The organism is Streptomyces crystallinus, assembly GCF_039521265.1.
Classification (GTDB): Bacteria; Actinomycetota; Actinomycetes; order Streptomycetales; family Streptomycetaceae; genus Streptomyces; species Streptomyces crystallinus.
The window spans coordinates 132,622-148,444 of sequence record NZ_BAAACA010000021.1; the positions used below are offsets into that span (position 1 = coordinate 132,622).

At 73.6% G+C, this 15,823-nt stretch carries 9 protein-coding genes; 8 read left to right on the plus strand and 1 reads right to left on the minus strand.

Translation table 11 applies throughout. The features are described 5' to 3' along the window. The first annotated feature begins 3 nt into the window (after nucleotides 1-3). From ABD236_RS19395 to ABD236_RS19415, 5 genes are all read left to right on the plus strand, one after another. Nucleotides 4-3,222, plus strand: coding sequence for a protein kinase (locus tag ABD236_RS19395; protein ID WP_344075023.1), 3,219 nt, complete (start codon nucleotides 4-6; stop codon nucleotides 3,220-3,222). Nucleotides 3,223-3,399: 177 nt separating this feature from the next. Further along, a complete protein-coding gene (locus ABD236_RS19400; protein ID WP_344075068.1) occupies nucleotides 3,400-4,989 on the plus strand; it encodes a serine/threonine-protein kinase in 1,590 nt (529 codons plus the stop codon). Between the two features lie 238 nt (nucleotides 4,990-5,227). Next, nucleotides 5,228-6,712: a serine/threonine-protein kinase gene (locus ABD236_RS19405; RefSeq protein ID WP_344075069.1), complete on the plus strand. Its 1,485-nt coding sequence runs from the start codon at nucleotides 5,228-5,230 to the stop codon at nucleotides 6,710-6,712. Between the two features lie 214 nt (nucleotides 6,713-6,926). After that, the gene (locus ABD236_RS19410) at nucleotides 6,927-8,543 is read left to right on the plus strand and encodes a succinic semialdehyde dehydrogenase (protein ID WP_344075024.1); all 1,617 of its coding nucleotides are present in this window, start codon (nucleotides 6,927-6,929) and stop codon (nucleotides 8,541-8,543) included. A gap of 84 nt (nucleotides 8,544-8,627) precedes the next feature. Beyond that, nucleotides 8,628-10,460: a GMC oxidoreductase gene (locus ABD236_RS19415; protein WP_344075025.1), complete on the plus strand. Its 1,833-nt coding sequence runs from the start codon at nucleotides 8,628-8,630 to the stop codon at nucleotides 10,458-10,460. Between the two features lie 830 nt (nucleotides 10,461-11,290). Here ABD236_RS19415 and ABD236_RS19420 read toward each other — a convergent pair. After that, nucleotides 11,291-11,578 carry a chorismate mutase gene (locus ABD236_RS19420; protein WP_344075026.1) on the minus strand — a complete coding sequence of 96 codons (288 nt, stop codon included), beginning with the start codon at nucleotides 11,576-11,578 and terminating at the stop codon, nucleotides 11,291-11,293. 313 nt (nucleotides 11,579-11,891) lie between these two features. Between ABD236_RS19420 and guaA the strand changes: the two genes are divergently transcribed. From guaA to ABD236_RS19435, 3 genes are all read left to right on the plus strand, one after another. Continuing rightward, nucleotides 11,892-13,481 (plus strand): glutamine-hydrolyzing GMP synthase, encoded by a 1,590-nt coding sequence (guaA, locus tag ABD236_RS19425; RefSeq protein WP_344075027.1) that lies wholly within the window; start codon nucleotides 11,892-11,894, stop codon nucleotides 13,479-13,481. A gap of 116 nt (nucleotides 13,482-13,597) precedes the next feature. Further along, on the plus strand, nucleotides 13,598-14,401 hold the full coding sequence (locus tag ABD236_RS19430; protein WP_344075028.1) for a class II aldolase/adducin family protein: 804 nt from the start codon (nucleotides 13,598-13,600) through the stop codon (nucleotides 14,399-14,401). Between the two features lie 120 nt (nucleotides 14,402-14,521). Then, nucleotides 14,522-15,766, plus strand: a complete 1,245-nt coding sequence (locus ABD236_RS19435) for a hypothetical protein (RefSeq protein ID WP_344075029.1) — start codon at nucleotides 14,522-14,524, stop codon at nucleotides 15,764-15,766. The last annotated feature ends 57 nt before the right edge of the window (nucleotides 15,767-15,823 follow it).

Consider the following 15,823-nt stretch of genomic DNA (forward strand, 5'->3'; position numbering starts at 1 on the left):
GTCGTGGACGACTACGCGGGCCGGGTGCTCGCCGACCGCTATCGGCTGCCGCTGCCCTCCTCCGATGAGTACGAGCCCGTCGAGACCCGGGCCTTCGACACCTACAGCGGCCAGGAAGTCCTGGTGCGCCAAGTGCCGCTGCCGGAGGTCGTGGACGCGGAGGTGCAGGGAGCGGACGGGCGGTACGGCGGCGGGTACGGTGCCGGGGCCGCGCGGCGCCCCGCCGACCCCGCGTTGCGGCGGGCGATCGAGGCGGCCCAGGCGGCCGCGCAGATCCCCGACCACCCCCGGCTCGACCAGGTCTTCGACGTCTTCGCCGAGGACGGCTCGCTGTGGATCGTCAGCGAGCTCGTCATGGCCCGGCCACTGGCCGCGCTCCTCGCCGAGCGCCCGATGGCGCCGTACCGGGCGGCGGAGGTCGCCTCGGACGTACTGACCGCGCTGCGGGTGCTGCACGCGCACGGCTGGACGCACCGCAACATCACCGAGCGCACGGTGTTGATATGCGACGACGGCCGAGTGATGCTGACCGGCCTCGCGGCCGGCGCGGCGGAAGAGGCCCTGTGCGGCTATGTGGTGGTGCCACCGCCGCCCGGCGAGGAGGGCGACGACTTCGGCGTACCGGGGGCGGGTGACGGCGCCGGGGCGGTGTGGGGGGAGGCCCCGGCTGCGGAATCCCGGGGTGCCGTGGAGTCGCGGGGCGCGATGGGCTCCCCGGACGCGCAGGACGACCCGTACGGCGGCCCTGACGAGCCGCACGGCGGCTCGGACAACTCGTACGGGGGGTCTGACGACCCGTATGGCAGCTCTGGCAGCTCGTACGGCGGCTCTGACGACTCGTACGGGGGGTCTGACGACCCATATGGCAGCTCTGGCAGCTCGTACGGCGGCTCTGACGACTCGTACGGCAGTTCTGACGACTCCTACGGGGGCGCCGGTGACCCGCACGGCGGGCCCGGTGAGTCGTTCGGGGCCGTGGCCCAGGCCGGCGCCCCCGCGCCGTATCCCGCCCCCCGGCCCTCGACCAGGGCGCCCGCCCTGCCCGCCGGATGGTCCCCGGCCGGGACGAGCGGGGACGAGCACGGTGGTGGCCGGGGCGGGCAGCTCGGGGAGCAGGGCGGGGCGCCCAGTGCGCGGGCCGGGGCCGTCGCGGCGTACCGGGCCGGGGCGCGTGCCGCCTCCGCGCGCGTGGGCGACGAGGGGACCGGGCTGCCGGTGCAGCGGTCCGAGCTGTCCCCCGCGGAGCTGGAGGGCGCCTGGCGCGAGGCCGCCGACCAGGGGATGTACGACCCGGTGAGCGGAACCCGGGTGCCGCGTACGCCCACGGGGTCCTCGGCGGCCAGCCCGTACGCGGTGGAGGAGGGCCCGGACTCGGGGCGCACCCGGCGTGCGTACGACCCGGTGACCGGCCGCTGGGTCCCGCGCCCGGCGCAGCCCGAAGGCTCCGGCCGCCCGGCGCCGCAGCTCGGACCCGGTCCGGCGGACGCTCACCAGGAGGCCTCGGGCCGTCCGGCGCGTCAGCTCGACCCTGTCGACCCGACGGGCCCGCGCCCGGAGACCCCGCACCCCCGGCTCCCCCGCCTCGAAGCCCCGCAGGCGCAGCCCGCGCACCCCGAGGGCTCCCGTGCCGAGGGGCGGTCCCAGGCGTCCGTGCACCCCGAGGGCTCCCGTGCCGGGGCGCGGCCCCCCGTCACCACCGGGCCGCCGCCCTCCGCCGGGCCCCGGCCCGCGCTTCCGCGTGCCGTCGGGGCCGGAGCCGAGGCGTTGCGGGCCGATGTCCAGCGGCAGACGCATGCCAGCGCGCCCGTGCCCGCCCGGGAGGGCGGTGGGTGGGAGCCCGCGGTGCCGCAGCGGCACGGCGGGGGGTACCGGGGGCCCGCCACTCCGCTCGCCGCCGAGCGGGCGCGGCAGACGCGGATCGCCGTCGTCGGGGCCGTCACCGAGCGCTGGGCGCCCGAGCAGGCCGGGCCGATACACGAGAACTGGCGCCTCGCGCCGCCGATCGGGCCCGCCACCGACCTGTGGGCGCTGGGCGCGCTGCTCTTCCGGGCCGTGCAGGGGCACGCGCCGTATCCGGAGGAGAGCGCCGCCGAGCTGGTGCAGATGGTGTGCGGCGAGCCGCCCGCGTTCGCCGAGGAGTGCGGCCCGCTGCGGCCGGTCGTCGAGTCGCTGCTGCGCCAGGACCCCACCGAGCGGCCGGACTTCGAGGAACTGCGCGGCTGGCTGCGCTCGATCGTGCGGTCCGCGCCCGAGCCGGACGCGGGCGCCGACGTCGTCGCGCTGCCCCCGGCCGACGCGACCCGGCTGCCGATCGTGCGCCGCCGCGGCGAGCTGGTGCGGCGCCGCCGAGGGGCCCGAGGGGCCTTCGGCGAGCACGGCCGGCACCGCCAGCAGCGCCGTGCGCAGCCCCGCAGGGCCGAGCGCCGGCTGGCCGCCGACGTGAGCGAGGGGCTGCGCCGGCCCGAGCCGCGCACCCCCAAGTCCGCCAAGTCCGCGAGGTCCGGCCCGCGTACGGCCACGCGTGAGCCGCGCTCGCTGGGCCGCACCCTCGTCCTGCTCGTGCTGTTACTCCTGGCCGCCGCGGTCGCGTACGCGGTGCTGTTCATGCCCAAGTCCGGGACGAAGGACAAGAGCGACAACGGGGGCGTCCGGCCCGCGCCCACGGGTGCGAGCGCGCCGCCGGGCACGCCCGCGCCCAGCGCCTCCCCGCGCAGTGGGACACCCTCGGCGCCGAGGACGCAGACCACCGCGCCCGGCGGGCAGCCGCCCGCCAAGGGGTATGTGCTGCGCGGCGACCCCGAGGGCTTCCGTACCGCCGTCGACCCCTCCTTCCAGCGGCGCCCCATCAACGACGCCGGACAAGTCCGTTATGTCGGCGGCGACTTCACGCTGCTCGTGGTGCCCGGCCGGGACGCCGTCAAGGACGTCGGCGGCGACCCGCTCGCGTACCAGCGCGACAAGGAGCGCGAGCTCCAGCCGTTCCGGGACTCGGCCTGGGCCACCGCCACGGGGCTGCGCCGGGTCGACATCGGCCAGAAGGTCACCGCCGAGGGGCAGTTCACCTGGCGGGACAGTACGGGCCGCACGGTTTACGTCCGCAACCAAGTCATGATCATCAATGGCCGGTACCACCTGGTCCTGGTCATCGGCCCGGAGCCGCAGCGGGACAAGGTGACCGAGATCTACACCCAGGCCACGGCCGCCTACAGCGCGACTCGTTGAGGCTTCACCGGTTGCCTCAGACACATACCTCTCGGTAGGTGCAGCACTGGGCCCCCCGAGGTTCCCTGGCCGGAATCCGCTCCGTAACCTTGCCCCTTAAGAACCGGCCGGGCGGGGGACGTGGAACAGAACCAGAGCAAGAGCGGCAAGGGCGCGGAAGTGGCGGCGACAGGGCTGCTGCTGGCCGGGCGCTACCGGCTCGGCGACACCATCGGCCGGGGCGGCATGGGCAAGGTCTGGCGCGCCCACGACGAGGTCCTGCACCGCACGGTGGCCGTCAAGGAGCTGACGGCCGCGCTGTACGTGGCGGAGGCCGACCGTGTCGTGTTGCACGCGCGTACACAGAAGGAGGCCCGGGCGGCCGCCCGGATCACCCACCCCGGCGTGGTCACCGTCCATGACGTGCTCGACCACGACAACCGCCCCTGGATCGTGATGCAGTACGTCGACGGGCCCTCGCTCGCCGACGCCGTGAAGGCCGCCGAGTCCGGGCGGATCGAGGCCCGCGAGGCCGCCCGCATCGGACTGCACGTCCTGGGCGCCCTGCGTGCCGCGCACGCCGCGGGTGTGCTGCACCGCGACGTGAAGCCCGGCAACGTCCTGCTCGCCCGCGACTCGCGGGTGCTGCTCACCGACTTCGGCATCGCCGCCATCGAGGGCGACTCCACCATCACCCGGACCGGCGAACTCGTCGGCTCCATCGACTATCTGGCGCCCGAGCGGGTCCGGGGAGGACAGCCCGGTCCCGCCTCCGATCTGTGGTCCCTCGGCGCCACGCTGTACACGGCCGTCCAGGGCTCCTCGCCGTTCCGCCGCTCCTCGCCCATCTCCACCATGCAGGCGGTGGTGAACGAGGAGCCGGAGCCCGCCACCCACGCGGGCGCGCTGGCGCCGGTGATCACGGCCCTGCTGCGCAAGGACCCCGACGACCGCCCGTCGGCCGAGGAGGCCGAGCGGATGTTCCTGGAGGCGATGGAGGGGCGCGAGCCCAAGGCGGCGCACGAGTACGTGCCGACCCGTCAGGTCTCCGAGTCCGAGCTGCACGCGGCCACCGCCCCGCCCGGCTCCTCCGGTACGGTCCGCACCCCGGCCCCCGAGGCCGTGACGCCGCTGCCGCCGCCCGCCGCCCCCGCGCGCAGAAAGCGCGGGCGGACGGTCGCCCTGGTGGTCGTGCTCGCGGCCGTCCTCGGCGGCGCGGGCGGGCTCGCCGCCCTGAAGTACCGCGACAAGGGCGACGACTCGGCGACCACCACCACCTCGCAGCCGCCGGGCACGAAGCCGGGGAAGACCGGCAAGGCCGACACCTCCGTGCCCGACGGCTGGAAGCGGGTGAAGGACCCGGCCGGGTTCACGCTCTTCGTGCCCGAGGGCTGGCGGCGCCAGATGGACGGCAAGGAGGTCGACTACACCCCCGACAACGGCCGCCACTACATCCGGGTCAGCGTCGGCAAGCCGGACTTCGAGAACCCGTACATGCACCAGCTGAACCTGGAGAAGGCGCTGGAGAAGCGGCTGCCCAGGTACCAGCGGGTGACCCTGCACTCCAACACCTTCCGGGACCAGGTGAACTCCTCGCTCTGGGAGTTCACGTACGTGGAGAAGAAGGGCTTCCCGGGCAAGCGGCACGCGATCGACCAGATGTACTTCGCCGAGGGCGGCACCACCGAGTACGCCATCTACATGTCGGGTCCGGAGTCGGACTGGGCGACCTCGCGCGAGCAGTTCGACACGGTGCTGCGGGGCTGGCAGCCGCCGCCGGTGAACTGAGCCGTCCCGCGCGCCCTTGTGCGCCGCGTCCGCCCCCGCTTTCCGCGCCCGCCAGGTCGATTCCGTCTCGTGACCTCGCACCCCGTTCCGGCAGGGCCCCGTGCGGCATGATGGCCACAGGAACGATGAGCGAGGGGAAGCGGTGCCCGCACCAGCCAGTGATCCGCGTGGTGGCGCGGCCGACGACCGTCTCATCGCCGGGCGTTACCGACCGACGGCCCGGCTCGGCCGCGGCGGCATGGGCACCGTCTGGCGCGCCACCGACCAGCTCCTGGGCCGTCAGGTCGCCGTCAAGGAGCTGCACCCCGACGGCGGCGCCCCCGCCACCGCCGCGCTGCGCGAGGCCCGTGCGGTGGCGCAGTTCAAGCACCCGCACGTCATCGTCGTCCACGACGTCGTCGAGCAGGACGGCCGCTCGTACATCGTGATGGAACTGGTCGAGGGCGGCTCGCTCGCCGACCGGCTGCGCGGCAGCGGGCCGGTCGACGCCCCCGAGGCGGCCCGGATCGGCATCGCGCTGCTCGGCGCGCTGAGCACCGCGCACCGCCAAGGCGTGCTCCACCGCGACCTCAAGCCCGCCAACGTCCTCCTGGAGGAGGGCACCGGCCGGGTTGTGCTCACCGACTTCGGCATCGCCCAGCTGCCGGGCTCCACCACCATCAGCGAGGACGGGGCGTTCGTCGGCTCGCCCGAGTACACCTCGCCGGAGCGGATGCAGGGCGCCGCCGCGGGCCCCGAGTCCGACCTGTGGTCGCTGGGCGCGCTGCTGTGCGCCGCGCTCAGCGGAGAATCCCCCTTCCACCGCGACTCGTTGGGGGGTGTGCTGCACGCGGTGGTCACCGACGAGATCCGCCCGCCGCAGGCCGCCGCCCCGCTGCTGCCGGTCGTGCGCGGTCTCCTGGAGCGCGACCCCGGCAGACGGCTCGCCGCCGACGAGGCGCAGGAGCTGCTGCGGGCGTATGTGTCGACCGGCTCCACCCCGCTCGCGCCCCGGCACTACACGCCGACCGAGCGCGTCGCCCTGGCGAAGCCCGCGGGCCGGTCCCGCACCAGGACCGCGCTGATCGCGGCGGCCCTGGTCGTCGTCCTCGGTGGCGCGGGCGCCACCGCCGCCGTCCTGCTCGGCGACGACGAGGGCGGCGGCCGGGCCCGGGCGGCGACCGGCGGGACGACGGCGACGGTCACCGCCTCCGGATCCGCCACGGTGAAGCCCGGGCCGCCCGGCCCCACGGTGACGGTCACGCGCGCCGGCGAGCCGGACCCGACGCCGGCCGGCACCGCACCCGCCGGGTACCGCCACGTCCGCGACCCGGACGGCTTCCGCCTCACGGTCCCGGAGGGCTACGTCCGTACCACCGACGACAGACGCGTCTTCTACGTGTCGCCGGACGGGGCCTTCCGGCTGGGCATCCGGCTCCAGCAGTCCGTCCTGGGCGGCCCGCTCGGCGTGATGCGCAACGCCCACGCCAACGGCCCCTCCACCAACCCCGGCTACCGCGACGGCAAGGTCGTCGCCACCACCCACCAGGGCCATGACGCGGCGCTGTGGGAGTTCAGCTGGGACGGCTTCAGCAGGACCGAGGGGGCCCGGCACACCTACGACGAGTGCTGGGACGAGAACGGCACCATGTACGACGTGTGGGTCTCGGCGCCGGTCGGCCGGCGCGACGAGGCCAAGCGGCACTTCGACACCGCGCTCGACTCCTTCACCCCGGCCGCCTAGGACGTGGGGCACGGCACCCGCCGCCGGGCAGGCCGCCAAGGACGGTGAAAAGCCGTTCGAGCAGGTGCGTCACGGGCTGAAGATCTGGGAGCTGTGCGGGGACAACGCGCTGATCAGCGCTTATGCCGCCAGTGGTCGCTGGCGTGGTGGTGAGGGTTCCGAAAAGTGTTACCGGCGGGTACCCAAACCGTCGTGCCCGGCATACGCTCCCCCCATGACGGACTCGCAGGCCACGCCCACCAGCACCCGTACGAACCCGGTCGCCGCCGCCCCGGCGGGCGCCCGCACCGCCGCCGACGTCGTCACCCCGGAGGTGGTCGCCAAGCTCACCCGGGGAGTGGCCGGCTCCGGCCGGACGGCCAACCACACGCCGTTCACCGGCGAGAAGCTGGCGGACCTGCCCGAGTCCACGCCCGACGACGTGGCCGGGGCCTTCGCCCGGGCCCGCGCCGCCCAGCCCGCCTGGGCCGCCCGGCCGGCCCGCGAGCGCGCGGCCGTCCTGCTGCGCTTCCACGACCTGGTGCTCGCCCGCCAGGCCGAGGTCCTGGACCTCATCCAGCTGGAGACCGGCAAGGCCCGCCTGCACGCGCACGAGGAGGTCCAGGCCGTCGCCGTGGCCGCCCGCCACTACGGCCGCAAGGCGCCCGCGTATCTGCGCCCCAAGCGCCACACCGGCGTCGTGCCGACCCTCACCAAGGTGACCGAACTGCGCCAGCCGCGCGGGGTGGTGGGGCAGATAGCGCCCTGGAACTACCCGTTCGAGCTGTCCGTCGGGGACGCGCTGCCCGCCTTCGTCTCCGGCAACGCCGTGGTGATGAAGCCCGACACCGAGACCGCGCTCACCGCGCTGTGGGCCCGTGACCTGCTGATCGAAGCCGGGCTTCCAGCCGAGGTGTTCCAGGTGGTGCTCGGTGAGGGCCCGGTCGTCGGCCCCGAGGTCGTCAAGCACGCCGACTACGTCTCCTTCACCGGCTCCACCCGCACCGGCCGCGAGGTCGCCCAGGGCGCCGCGGCCCGACTGGTCGGCGTCTCGCTCGAGTTGGGCGGCAAGAACGCGATGCTGGTGCTGCACGACGCCGACGTGGAGAAGGCCGCGGCGGGCGCGGTCCGCGCCTGCTTCTCCTCGGCGGGCCAGCTCTGCATCTCCATCGAGCGGCTGTACGTCCACGAGTCGGTCGCCGACGCCTTCGTCGAGCGGTTCGCCGCCCGGACGAAGGCGATGCGGCTCGGCAAGTCCCTCGCGTACGGCGCCGACATGGGCTCGCTGGTCGGCGAGCGCCAGCTGGAGACCGTCACCCGGCACGTCGAGGAGGCCGTCGCCAAGGGCGCCACGCTGGTCGCGGGCGGCGTCGCCCGCCCCGACATCGGCCCGCTCTTCTACGAGCCGACGATCCTCGACGGCGTCGAGGCCCCGATGGCCGTCTGCACCGAGGAGACCTTCGGCCCGGTCGTCTCCCTCTACCGGTTCACCGACGAGGACGAGGTGATCGAGGCCGCCAACGCGACCCCGTACGGCCTCAACTCCTCGGTCTGGACGAAGGACTCCCGCCGCGGCCACCAGGTCGCCGCCCGGCTGCGCACCGGCACGGTGAACATCAACGAGGGGTACGCCCCGGCGTACGGCAGCGTCCAGTCCCCGATGGGCGGCATGAAGGACTCCGGCCTCGGCCGGCGCCACGGCTCCGAGGGCATCCTCAAGTACACCGAGGCCCAGACCGTCGCCCAGCAGCGGATCCTGCCGCTCGCGCCGTCCTTCGGGATGGACGACGAGAAGTACGCGGCGTTCATGAGCCGCAGCCTGAAGGCGATGAAGGCCCTGCGCCTGCGCTGACCTGCCCCCGTTCCCGTTCCCGTTCCCGTTCCCGTTCCCGTTCCGTTCCGCCCCCGCCCTTTCTGTTTCGTACGAGGAGAGCCGATGCCCCAGGAGACGCGCGCCCGGAACCAGGAACTCCAGCCCGAGGACGAAGGGGCGTACGACTACGACGTCCTGGTCGTCGGCTCCGGATTCGGCGGCTCGGTGACGGCCCTGCGGCTGACCGAGAAGGGCTACCGGGTCGGCGTCCTGGAGGCGGGCCGGCGCTTCACGCGCGCCACGCTGCCCAAGAACTCCTGGGACATCAGGAACTACCTGTGGGCGCCCAGGCTGGGGATGTACGGGATTCAGCGCATCCATCTGCTGGGCAACGTGATGGTGCTGGCGGGCGCGGGCGTCGGCGGCGGGTCCCTGAACTATGCCAACACCCTCTACGTACCGCCCAAGCAGTTCTTCGACGACCCGCAGTGGAAGGACATCACCGACTGGCAGGAGGAGCTGACCCCGTACTACGAGCAGGCCAGGCGCATGCTCGGGGTCCGGCTCAACCCGACCATGACCCCCTCCGACGTCCACCTCAAGGCGGCCGCGCAGCGGATGGGTGTGGGCGACACCTTCCACATGGCGCCGGTGGGGGTGTTCTTCGGCGACGGGCAGGACGCGGACGGCACGGTGAGGGCGAAGCCGGGGGAGCGGGTCCCTGACCCGTACTTCGGCGGGGCGGGACCGGACCGCAAGGCCTGCACGGAGTGCGGCGAGTGCATGACGGGCTGCCGCCACGGCGCCAAGAACACCCTCAACGAGAACTACCTCTACCTCGCCGAGAAGGCGGGCGCGGTGGTGCACCCCATGACGACGGTCGTCTCGGTCACCGACGACTCGCAGGGTGGCTACGCGGTCGCCACGCTGCCCACCGACGACCGGAAGAAGGGCGCGGGCCGCCTCTTCACGGCGCGGCGCGTGGTGATCGCGGCGGGCACCTACGGCACCCAGACCCTGCTGCACCGGATGCGCTCCGGCGGCCAGCTGCCGTACCTCTCCAAGCGGCTGGGCGAGCTGACCCGCACCAACTCCGAGGCGCTGGTGGGGGCGCAGACCGACAACCGCCGCTACCGCAGGGCGCACGGCGCCGAGCGGGCCGACTTCACCCGTGGCGTGGCCATCACGTCCTCGATCCACCCCGACGAGAACACCCACATCGAGCCGGTCCGCTACGGCCGGGGCTCCAACGCGATGGGCGGTATGTCCATCCTCCAGGTCCCGTACGCGGAGGGCTCCTCGCTCGCGCTCCGCTGGCTGGCGAACGCGGTGAAGCACCCGACGCTGCTGGCCCGCTCGCTGAGCAACCGCCGCTGGTCGGAGCGGACCATCATCGGCCTGGTCATGCAGTCCCTGGACAACTCGCTCACCACGTATCTGAAGCCGGACGGCATCGGCAAGGGCCTGCTCACCGCCCGCCAGGGCCACGGCGCCCCCAACCCGAGGCAGATCAAGGCGGCCTCCCAGGCGGCGGACGCGATCGCCGCCGAGATCAACGGCTTCGCGGGCTCCAATGTCGGCGAGCTGATGGGCACCCCGCTGACCGCGCACTTCCTGGGCGGCTGCCCGATCGGGGCGTCGGCCGAGGAGGGCGTGATCGACCCGTACCACCGCCTCTACGGACACCCGGGCATCTCGGTGGTGGACGGCGCCGCCGTCTCGGCGAACCTGGGCGTCAACCCGTCGCTGACGATCACGGCGCAGGCCGAGCGGGCGATGGCGCTGTGGCCGAACAAGGGCGAGGCCGATCCGCGCCCGGCCCAGGGCGAGCCGTACGTACGGGTCGCGGCGGTGGCGCCGAAGGCCCCGGCGGTCCCGGCGGACGCGTTCGGCGCGCTGCGGCTGCCGTTCCTGGGGATACCGGCGGTGCCGCCGAAGGCGGACCCGTCCGCCTAGGCGGATCCGGGGCCGGCCCAGGGGCCGACTTCGGCCAGAAGGAAAACGGGGAGCGCTGCACCCCCCTCCGAGTGCAGCGCTCCCCGCTCGTCCGTGGGCCGCTCGCCACACAGGCGGGGCCGTTGGTTCCGCATGATTGACCTGCCAATCCTGTCAATGGTTGTCCCAGGACTCACAGAATTCTTATGTGCTCCCTGTCACACCTGTGGCGCGGCCCCGTTTGAATCACGCCAAAAGCGGTAGACGAGGCAACCCCATGCCCGGATCCGGGCCGGGACAGCGCGAAGGGCCCCGTGCCGGGCCATCCGTCCTGGGGATGGCCCGCGGGGCCCTTGGCCGTCAGCACCGACGTCAGGGCAGCGCCGGTGCTGCGGGAGGCGGCGCCGGGGGGAGCGCCGCTGGTGGACGAGCGCCGGGTGGCCGCCCCGGCGCGCGGGGGGCGCACGGGTGGTGTCGACCACTGGCAGTCGCTCTGCGCAGTGATGGGGGGACTTGTCTCTGCATCGTGAGGGATCGGCTGCGGACCGCGCAACCGTTTGGACCGGATGCGGCCGGCCCCGGGCGTCCCCGGAGCCGACCGCTCTTTAAGGGGTGACCGGGCTGCTGTCCCCTGCCGACCGGTCACGCGCGCTGGGGCGAGGTCCCACGACGTGCCGTCGGCACGTCACACGCCCCAGCGGAGCCACGCGTGGTTTTTTCGGGCCCGCCCCTGGCTGGCACGGACATCCTGACCAACGAAGCGGGGCACCGGGCGGTCACGGCGCCGGACGGGTGAGGCTGCGCCGGACCCGGACAGGAGCCCGGGTGCCCGGCTCGGCCGTGCGACGGCCTCAGATCCGGCCCCGGCACAGCTCCAGCATCGTCATCGCGAGCGCGGTGCCGGGCTTGCCCAGCGCGTCGCGGTAGTGCGCGAGGACCTCCATCTCGCGGTTCAGGTTCACCCGGCGCCCGCCGGAGGCGATCCGGGACTCCTGGATGACGGCCGAGACGGCCATGCGTTCCTGGATCAGGCCGATGATGCGGTCGTCGAGCGCGTCGATGCGCTCCCGGGCGCCGGTGATCACCGTGGCGGCCTCGTCGGTGCGGGCGCCGGTCTTCTCGGTCTGGGTGGCGGTCATACGGGGCTCCTCGGATGTCGGGTGCGGCGGCCCCGGAGCGACACGGCCCGCAAACGACAGAGCGCCCCGGGCCTTGTCGGCCCGGGGCGCCTGGGAAGTCGCTTGTCAGTTGCTCAAGCAGCACGACCATGGCAGCCGGACGGGCCGGTGCCATAGGTAAAGACGAAGGTCTGGTGCTCGCGCATGGCGACAGTATGGACCGACCGGCCCGGGCCGGGCCAATCCCGGTTCGGATGGTGAGACGAAAGGTCCCAGCCGGCTCCCCGGTAGAATCGACAAATACCGACCCCCTCCCTTCGCCGGAAGGCCGCCAGTGTCATCAGCGTCCCCAGCTGCCGCGACCGCCTCCAACCCGGACGTAGTCCTCGTTGTCGACTTCGGCGCGCAGTACGCCCAGCTCATCGCCCGCCGCGTCCGTGAGGCCCGGGTCTACAGCGAGATCGTGCCCAGCACGATGCCCGTGGCCGAGATGCTGGCCAAGAACCCGAAGGCGATCATCCTCTCGGGCGGCCCGTCCTCCGTGTACGCGGAAGGCGCCCCCGTCCTGGAGCGCGAGATCTTCGAGGCCGGGGTCCCGGTCTTCGGCATGTGCTACGGCTTCCAGCTGATGGCGACGACGCTCGGCGGCACGGTCGACGACAACGGCGCGCGCGAGTACGGCCGTACGCCGCTGCACGTCACCAAGGCCGGCTCGACGCTCTTCGAGGGCACGCCCACCGAGCAGTCCGTGTGGATGTCGCACGGCGACGCCTGCTCGGCCGCGCCCGAGGGCTTCACCGTCACCGCCTCCACGGACGTCGTTCCGGTCGCCGCCTTCGAGAACGACGAGAAGAAGCTGTACGGCGTCCAGTACCACCCCGAGGTGCTGCACTCCACGCACGGCCAGCAGATCCTGGAGCACTTCCTCTACCGGGGCGCGGGCATCGAGCCCACCTGGACCACGCACAACGTCGTGGAGGAGCAGGTCGCCCTCATCCGCGAGCAGGTCGGCACCAAGCGCGCGATTTGCGGCCTCTCCGGCGGCGTGGACTCCGCGGTCGCCGCGGCCCTCGTCCAGAAGGCCATCGGCTCCCAGCTGACCTGCGTCTACGTCGACCACGGCCTGATGCGCAAGGGCGAGACCGAGCAGGTCGAGAAGGACTTCGTGGCCGCCACCGGCGTCCAGCTGAAGGTCGTCGACGCGCAGGAGCGATTCCTCACCGCGCTCGCCGGGGTCTCCGACCCGGAGACCAAGCGGAAGATCATCGGCCGCGAGTTCATCCGCGTCTTCGAGCAGGCGCAGCTGGAGATCCTCCAGGAGGACGGCCCCGAGGTCGCCTTCCTGGTGCAGGGCACCCTCTACCCGGACGTCGTCGAGTCCGGCGGCGGCACCGGCACCGCGAACATCAAGTCGCACCACAACGTGGGCGGCCTGCCCGACGACATCGAGTTCGAGCTCGTCGAGCCGCTGCGCAAGCTGTTCAAGGACGAGGTCCGGATGGTCGGCCAGGAGCTCGGCCTGCCGGAGGAGATCGTCCAGCGCCAGCCGTTCCCCGGCCCGGGCCTCGGTATCCGTATCGTCGGCGAGGTCACCAAGGACCGCCTCGACCTGCTGCGCGAGGCCGACGCCATCGCCCGCGAGGAGCTGACGGCGGCCGGACTCGACCGCGAGATCTGGCAGTGCCCGGTGGTGCTGCTCGCGGACGTCCGCAGCGTCGGCGTCCAGGGCGACGGCCGCACCTACGGCCACCCGATCGTGCTGCGCCCGGTCTCCTCCGAGGACGCCATGACGGCGGACTGGACGCGGATGCCGTACGACGTGCTGGCGAAGATCTCGACCCGCATCACCAACGAGGTCGCCGACGTCAACCGAGTGGTCCTCGACGTGACGAGCAAGCCGCCGGGCACGATCGAGTGGGAGTAACCACTCCCTCAGTGGTGGACACGGCGCCGCCGCCCCGGACCCCGGGGCGGCGGCGCCGTCGTATCCGCTCCCGCACGACTCTGTTCACCTGCGAGAACGCGCGGTAACTTCCGGCCATGACCGAGTTCCCGCAGCTCCCGGCCCCCGCCCCGATACCCGTGGACCAACTGGACTTCGCCCTCCCGCCGGCCCACGCCACCGCGGCCGACGCACGCCGGCACCGCAAGGAGCGGCTGGCCGGGGCGCTGCGGCTGTTCGCGCGGGCGGGCTGCGAGGAGGGGGTGTCGGGGCACATCTCGGCGCGGGACCCAGAGTTCGAGGACTGCTACTGGGTGAACCCCTTCGGCGTGCCCTTCGCCCTGGTCACCGCGGGGGAGCTGGTGCTGGTCAACGGGGAGGGCCAGGTCGTCGAGGGGCGCCACCACGTCAACCAGGCGGCCTTCGCGGTCCACGCCCAGGTGCACCGGGCCCGCCCCGATGTGGTCGCCGTGGCGCACACCCACTCGGTGCACGGGCGCGCGCTGGCGGCGCTCGGCGATCTGATCGAGCCGTACACCCAGGAGGCGTGCGCCTTCTTCGAGGACCACGCCCTCTTCGACGCCTATACGGGAGTGATCGTCGACGCCGAGGAGGGGCGCCGGATCGCGGCCGCGCTCGGTGCGTACAAGGCGGTCGTCCTGCGCAACCACGGGCTGCTGACCGTGGGGGACTCGGTGGACGCGGCGGCCTGGTGGTTCCTCTCCATGGAGCGCTGCGCCGAGGTGCAGCTGGCCGCGCGGGCCGCCGGGAAGCCGGTGCCGATCGACCGCCGGGACGCGGTCGCCACCCGCGACCAGCTCGGCAGCGACCTGGTCGCGTGGATCAACTACCAGCCGCTGTGGCGCCAGATCAGTGAGTCGGAACCCGAACTGCTGTCGTAGTGCGTCAATTTGATGGGGCGTCAATCACTCGCGCAGTGCGCCCCCGTCGACCGGGGGATGGTTTTCGTACGGCACAATTCCCTGACAGTCGGCGTGACTTGAGGGAAGGGCGCGATCCTCGTGGCGGTGCAGGAGGCTCGGCAATGCGGTGGGGACTGCGGTCCCGGGGGGCGGAACGGCCACCGGCGCGCGGTGGCGGAGTTCCTGGCCAAGCGCGACGGGCTCGCCGCCGGGGAGGGGCTGCCCGCCGCCGTCGCGCACTCCGCCGGGGCGTCCCGCCAGTGGGTCTCGGACGAGCTCACCCAGTCCGCCCGGGCGCTCGCCGAACGCGGCCGGGAGGCGGGCCAGGCCTGGCCGGGCGCGGTCTGGCGGGCCACCCTGGTGGCCGTGTGGGCGGGCGTCGCCGTACTGGCCCTCGTGGAGGCCTTCACCGCGATCGGCACCGGCTGGACCCATGCCAGGACCGCCGGGCTCGTCGCCGCGCTGGTGGTGGCGGTCGCGCTGACCGGCGCCGGGTGGCTGCACCGGGCGCGCGGCGGACTGCTCGCGCCGGTCGTCGGCGAGGACAACCGGCTCTCCACCTCACGCGCCGTCGCCGCCGCCTGGGTGCTCCTGGTGGCCTTCGCGGTGCTCCTGCTCGCCGTACGGCTGGCCGGGACGTCCGGGGCGAGGGACCGCGACGCGCTGATCGACGGCCTCGAACTCTCCCAGGGCGCAGGCCTGCTGTCGGTGGTCGCGCTGGTCAGCGCGGTGGCCGTCGTGGTGCGCCGGGTGGTGGTCGTACGCATCGCGGGGCAGCGGCTCCAAAAGGTCCGCGCGGAGCGGCCGCGCGCCGCCGACCTGCTCACCGACGACGCCGGACGCGGCAGCTTCGCGGACGTCCAGTACGTGCTGGTCTCCGCGGTCGCCGTGCTCTTCGCCGCCGTACGCCTGGCCCGGCGGCCCGACCGGCTGCCCGACCTGCCGTGGGCGCTGGCCATCCTGGTGGCCGTGTCCGCGCTGACGTACTTCGCGGGGAAGTACGCCGAAGGCGGTCGCCCCGTCGTGCTCTCGGTGGTCCGGGCGCGCGAGGCGGGCGATCTGGACGCGCCGATCCGTACCGGTGACGACATCGAGATCCGCGGCGCCGGGTTCGTGCCGCCCGGAGCGGGCACCCCCGACCGGCTCGCCCGGATGGTCGTGCGGATCGGCGCGGTCCATGTCCATGTGCCGCTGATCCCGGTCACCGGAGGCTTCGCCAACCCGAGCGACACCGTGCTGACCGTGCCGGTTCCGGTCGACGTGGAGCCGGGCCGGGTGGAGGTGCGGGTGGTCACGGCGGCCGGTGTGGAGACGAACCGGGTCGCCATCGACGTCACCGACTGAGACGGCCACCGCGTCGGCGCCCCCCCGGAGAAGTGGAGAGCTGAACCGGTTGAGCCC